The following is a 6,176-nucleotide window of genomic DNA, read 5'->3' on the forward strand; positions in this document are numbered from 1 at the left end:
CGCCTTAAAATCGTTTAATATAAATGTTATAGCTACATATATAAAAAATATAATCAACAAAATATAAATAATTTTTTTAAATAAGTTATTATTTTTCATTTTCACCTCTCATATAACCAATACGTAATTTATATGTAAAATCCTTCATACTAATATTTAAATTCTTACTAATATAAAAAAATATCCTTCTAATAATTAGACTTATAAATCTATTAAAAAGTTTCAAAGATTATAATTTAATATTTTTTCTTCTTTTTATTTACCTTATATAGTTAATATACACCTTATTTTTAAATAAATTTTAAACATAAAGTATATAAGTTGTAAATTTCTTAATAAAACATTACCTTCTACTATATCATCAGCTACAACATATATTGTTCAAGTAATAATGTTGTAATTATAAATCATTTATCTAATTTATAATTCATTAGTATATAAAAACACACCCTTAATTATATTTCCTTAAAATAAAAAAGACTATGCCTGAGACATAGCTTTTAATCATATAATACTTAATTTATTACTAAATATATTACCTTATCTTTCTAAATTTTAAAACATATCATTTTCATCTTTAACTATTATAATCCTCATATTTTCATCGTACTTAATTCCCAATTCTCTAGACAGTAAATCATTTAGCTCCATGAGCCTATCATGATATTCTTTATATTCAGAACTGATTACTTTCATATTTGGTATAAAAATATTATAGTATCCACTACTGTTGAAAAATTCATTAAGTTGTTTTTTAAACTTAAAAAATGGATTCATTACTTTTAATAAAGATTTATCATTTTGTTTTTCTACATTTTCTAATATTTTTTTCTTATATTTTTCTAATTCATCTCCCTTAGCATTTAACATATTATTGATTTCATTTCTTGTATTCTGTGCAATTTGTTTTTGCATTTCATCACTTATATTTTCATATGTCATTTCAATAATTTTAGGTATTTTTATCTCATCTACATTATCTAAAAACTCAACTATTTCCATCCATGCTTTGTACTTTTCTGTTGTATCTAAAGGTTCATTTAAATATGGAGCAAAGTGATATGATAAATATTTCCCAATTCCACTAGGGAAAACTCTAGGTAATTCTTTTCTAATGAACTCACCACTATTTTTTTCAATCTCAGCAATCTCTTCATTTAAGTCTTGTATAGTTTTTTCATCAAAATTATTATTTATAATTTTCTTTAAATATATTTTTTGAACCTTTAGTTGTATTTCTTTTTTCGCCTTTTCTTCTATAATTTCACTTATCAAATTCTTTTTATTTTTGCCTTTTAGTATTATTTTGATATCTTTAATTGGAATATCTAGTTTTCTATATAAAGATATCTCGTTTAATAAGGTTATATCATCTATTGAATATACCCTATATCCATTATCTTTTTTAGTAGGTTTTATTAACCCATGTTGCTCATAATAAGAAATGGCTTTCTTAGTTAACCCTGTTAAACTACAAACTTCATTTATTAACATATCGTCACCTCTAATTTATATATTAATCTAGTCCCTTGGGTATCAGTCAAATTGAAATTTATTATTTCATAACTAGTCATATTATAGATTTAGACAACGATTTCACTCAAAATATAATTTTGGCTCTATATATTGGTTGATATTTATATCCTTCATATATCATTCATACATATTAGCGTAACATAATTTCATTGTAAATAAAAAATGCTATTTTAAAAACATAGCATTTTTTATTTATTAAATCTATTTATAATTAATCCTTTAATATACTTTTAATTTGTTTCCAATATATAAGTAATAATATAAAAGTTGATATTGGTACTGCCAAAAATACAGCTAACTGTGGAGAAATATTCATAATATTATATCTTGAAAATATTTTAGGAAATATAATAACTAGAGGTATCGATAAAATAATTTGTCTCATCAGCTCTAATTTACTAGCCTCATCTTCTTTTCCAGATACCTGCATAAATGTAATTACTGCATACATAAGTCCTATAAACGGAAATCCCATTACTACTATTTTAATTATAGGAATAGCCAAATTTACTAAACTCATATCATTTGTAAATATTTTTAATATTTTATCAGAAAATAAAAATACAAATAGAGTTATACTTATTGAATAAATCAAACTATACTGTACAACCTTATTTTTTATAGCACTTTCTCTCTCTTTCTCTTTACTTCCATGGAAATATGCCACAACAGACTGTACACCTTGAGTTAGTCCTATTAATGGTAATAATATTACCATATTAATGTTGTTGCAAATAGACCAAGCTCCTATATATGATATGCTTCCATATTTTATTAAAACTTTATTAATAACAAGTGCACTTATGCTATTTAAGGATTGCATTAAAAATTGAACAAATCCTATTTTAACTAAAGAAATTAATATTTCTTTTGCCTCATAAAAATCTAATTTACTTCTCTTTATCCATAATCCTTTTTTAATTAAAAATATCATAGAAAATCCAAAATAAAAAACTTCACTGACTAATGTTGCTAGTGCAATACCTTTTATCCCCATATGGAATATAAAAGTAAATATTATATTAAATATAATATTTATAACAGTTGATAAAACTCCAACTACAATCTCCATATTTTGATATCCAAGTACTCGAATATTATTAAGTAACATATATCCAACTGAGCTAAATACGTTAAATATAACTGCTATATTTAAATATTCTTTAGCTAAAATTATAACTTGACCATTTGCTCCAAGCATATCTAATAAAGTATTTTGAAATAAAAATATTAATAAAGAAATTATAGAGCTAGATATAAAACTTGCGTAAAAACCTACCTTAAAGGTATCATTAATTTTTCCTTTATCATTTTCACCTAATCTTTTTGAAATAACTATACTTGTAGATACTCCAAATATTAGTTGAGCTGCAATTAATAGTATCAGTATAGGGCTTATTATCCCCATAGCTGATAATGCTGTAGAACTTATAGTTCCTAAATGACCCGCAAATGCAGTATCTATCATAGAAGATAATGACTCTAGAACTAAAGAGCATATTGTAGGAAATGAAAATAAAAAAATTAACTGCTGTATAGATTTTTCTTTAAATATATTTTCCTTACTCATTTTTCTACTTCATATCTAATAAGTTTAATACCATTACTTTTTCTCCCTTTGTATCTAATTCTCCATTAAACTCAAATCCTATTTTTTTGTATAAAGCAATTGCGTCTTTATTATCTTCATATACACTTAAATATATCTTATCATATCTGTACTCTTTACCTAGTCTATCTATTAAAAGCTTAACTCCTGCCTTACCATATCCCTTACCTTGATTTTCATAGGAAATTAAAAATCTATCTAACCAAACTCTACCGTCCTTTTCCTCATCTAAACATACACCATACATAGCAAATCCAACAACTTTTTCATTATCATAAATTCCTACTGGTTTCCAATTTGAGTTTTTCTTTGCTTCTTCTATACTCTCCTCTACTGTTTCAATATAGTTTACCTGATTACTACCTACTTTTAGTGAAACTATTTCATCATAATTATTTCTGTCAATATTCTTTATTGTTAAATTCATGTTTTATCTCCTCCTAAATAAAACAATTAACTTAGTCCTATACATCAAGCCAATATCATTTTACATTTTAATATGATTATTCACTTTTCAAAATAATATTTACTACTTCTGGTCTACAATTTATCCTGACTAAAACCTTTGATCCACCAAGACCTTTACTTACTATCATTACAGAATTATTTATCTCAAACTTTCCTAAATCATATTTAGGGAAGAAAGTTCTATTAGGTGACAATAACCCTCCTATAAAAGGTAATCTTATTATTCCACCATGAACATGACCTGCTAAAGTTAGGTCTGCTCCCCACTTTTCATAATCTTCAAAATAAAAAGGTGTATGAGATAAAAGTATATTATACTCATCTTTATTTGCTTTCCCAAGATTTTCTTCTATAAAATTTTCTTCTAAATCAGTATTTTTATCTTTATTAAATAAATAATTATAGCACTTGAATGGTATTGTCAACCCATATAAATTAATATAACTATCCTTACTTTTTAATCTAACACAATCATTATCTAAGTGAACAGCATTTAATTTTTTTAGTTCATTAAAATATTTTAGATATAAATCTTTATATCTGCCAAGTAAAACTTTTTGCTCATGGTTTCCTGTTATATAGTAAACTTTATATTCTTCTGTTAGTTTTTTTAAAAGCTCTAGGCTGTTAGAAAAATATTTACTATCTCCATCAATTAAATCTCCTGTTATAAAAATAACTTGTGGGTTTATTTTATTAATTTTATCCAATAGTTTAATATTTCCCTTACCAAAACTTTCATTATGCAAATCACTTATTTGTACAATATTATAGTTGTGAAAATCCTTTGGTATTTTTTTATTTTTTATAACATAATTAGTTATTTCTATTTTACTCATATTTATTATAAATCACCTATCTTAAAATATAGTTTTAATAATTTAAATTTTACTTAGATATTATTCATTATTTAAACAAAATATAAATTTCATACAATTAAAAGAGTTATAGATTTTTAATCTATAACTCTTTTATACTAATCCTCTAGCATTATATCTTTGACTATATTTACTACATTTTTATTTTCTTCAATGGTTTTAACTGTCTTAATAACATCATCCTCTTCAAATACAGCTAAAAGTTTACCATCTTCATTTAACTCATAAATTTTAACTGATTTTTTCTCTTCATCAAATAAATATACATTATATTCGTATTGAATATCACCTATTATTTTAGACAATTCTTTAGATTTCATACCTTCAAAATTATGTAAGTCTTTACCTTCTAAATTGTCCATGCTTATTATATCATTATCTTTATAATAACTAACAATTATTTTAGATTTGTCCATATCTTCAATTAAGTCTTCACTTATATAATCAACACTCTGTGCCTTTTGTACAACATCATTTTTTAAATAAATATTTAATGCACTTTTAGTAGATTCATCCTCTGACACATTTTTGTAATATGCTAAGCTCACCTCTCCTAAAGCTCTTACATCTTCAACCTCTTCAATTTCATATATATCATCTTTGTCTATGCCATAAGTTATTACATTAGGTTCTCCTAAATTACTTATTACATATTCATAATCTTTATCTTTTATTTCATCTATATCATTTTGAACCTTGGTCATTGTTTTCTGTTTAGTAGCTTCGTCAGGCATAGAAATTTCTTCATTGTTTACTTTATAGTTAGAGCATCCAGTAAAAAATATGCATGAAATTATTAGCCCAATTAATGATTTTTGAACTTTCACAATTTTGTCCTCCTTATACCAAGCATAATTTAAATATTTAATCTATTAAGAAATAAAATACATTAGTAATTTATTTTTAAATTATAACCTATAATGAGTTAAATTTGATAATAAATCTCATTTTGTAATATTTTTGTAATACAACGGTATAAATTAACTAATTATCTTATTATAAATGTAACAAATTATAAAACCAAAATCAACAACTTTATATATACATATAGGTTTTATGGTTTCTGATTATAAATCTACTAAAATGATAATTGCCTAAAATAAAAACTTTTTTGATTATATCACTAAAATATATTTTTATATGCAAAAAAATCCTTCTAAAATATAGAAGGATTTCATTATTTTATAAGTTAACATTATAAAAGGCTTTATAACCTCTGTACATCTCAAATATATCTGCTTTAGAAACAACTTCAAAAGGAGCATGCATACTTAAAACTGCTACACCACAGTCTATAACCTCAGCACCGTATTCAGCTAAAATATATGCTACAGTACCTCCTCCTCCTTGATCAACCTTTCCAAGCTCTCCAGTTTGCCATACAATATCTGATTGATTAAAAATTCTTCTCATTTCTGAAACAAACTCTGCATTGGCATCACTTGTTGAGCTTTTTCCTCTTGCACCAGAATATTTCATTAAGATAACTCCATTTCCAGCAAAGGCTGAATTATTTTTTTCATATGCTCCACTAAAGTTTGGATCATATGCAGCATTGACATCTCCAGATAATACTTTAGAATTATATAAACTTCTTTTTAATTTTAACTCAGAGTAAGTTCCTTGTAAATTTATAAGCTCTGCAACAGTATTTGTAAAGAACTTAGAGTGCATTCCTGTATTAC

At 24.3% G+C, this 6,176-nt stretch carries 5 protein-coding genes and 1 pseudogene; all 6 read right to left on the reverse strand.

Annotated elements, in window-relative coordinates; genetic code table 11:
* Positions 1-555 precede the first annotated feature (555 nt).
* Positions 556-1,494, reverse strand: coding sequence for a MerR family transcriptional regulator (locus tag J7G74_RS08985; protein WP_297134328.1), 939 nt, complete (start codon positions 1,492-1,494; stop codon positions 556-558).
* Between the two features lie 253 nt (positions 1,495-1,747).
* Entirely contained in the window at positions 1,748-3,106 is a 1,359-nt protein-coding gene (locus J7G74_RS08990) for an MATE family efflux transporter (RefSeq protein ID WP_297134331.1), read from the reverse strand.
* A 4-nt stretch (positions 3,107-3,110) separates the two neighbouring features.
* Entirely contained in the window at positions 3,111-3,572 is a 462-nt protein-coding gene (locus J7G74_RS08995; RefSeq protein ID WP_297134334.1) for a GNAT family N-acetyltransferase, read from the reverse strand.
* A 76-nt stretch (positions 3,573-3,648) separates the two neighbouring features.
* Positions 3,649-4,452 carry a metallophosphoesterase gene (locus J7G74_RS09000; protein ID WP_297134336.1) on the reverse strand — a complete coding sequence of 268 codons (804 nt, stop codon included), beginning with the start codon at positions 4,450-4,452 and terminating at the stop codon, positions 3,649-3,651.
* 137 nt (positions 4,453-4,589) lie between these two features.
* On the reverse strand, positions 4,590-5,318 hold the full coding sequence (locus tag J7G74_RS09005) for a hypothetical protein (protein WP_297134338.1): 729 nt from the start codon (positions 5,316-5,318) through the stop codon (positions 4,590-4,592).
* A 355-nt stretch (positions 5,319-5,673) separates the two neighbouring features.
* Positions 5,674-6,176, reverse strand: a pseudogene (locus tag J7G74_RS09010) (aminopeptidase); the annotation flags it as partial.

The sequence above is a fragment of the Terrisporobacter sp. genome, from assembly GCF_017888745.1.
Lineage (GTDB): Bacteria > Bacillota > Clostridia > Peptostreptococcales > Peptostreptococcaceae > Terrisporobacter.